General features: G+C 65.8%; 1 pseudogene. It reads right to left on the bottom strand.

What is annotated here, in order from left to right:
• Positions 1–243: pseudogene (locus EOD29_RS34410) on the bottom strand (heavy metal translocating P-type ATPase); the annotation flags it as partial.

Below are 243 nucleotides of genomic sequence, written 5' to 3'. Positions count from 1 at the left end.
CGTGCACCTGCCGAAAGCGAGGCGGCGATCGCCGCCGGCGTCGAGATGACGAGCGCACAGGGGCAGCCGATCAAAAGGATGGCAAGGCCCTTATAGACCCATTCGCCCCACGGCCCAGCGAACAGCAGCGGCGGAACGACCGCGACGAGTGCTGCGACCACGAGCACGCCGGGCGTGTAATAGCGCGAAAACCGATCGATGAAGCGTTCGGTCGGCGCCTTCGATTCCTGTGCCTCCTCCACC

It is taken from the genome of Mesorhizobium sp. M1A.T.Ca.IN.004.03.1.1, assembly GCF_003997555.1.
Classification (GTDB): Bacteria; Pseudomonadota; Alphaproteobacteria; order Rhizobiales; family Rhizobiaceae; genus Mesorhizobium.
This window is presented reverse-complemented; position numbering and strand designations above follow the sequence as displayed.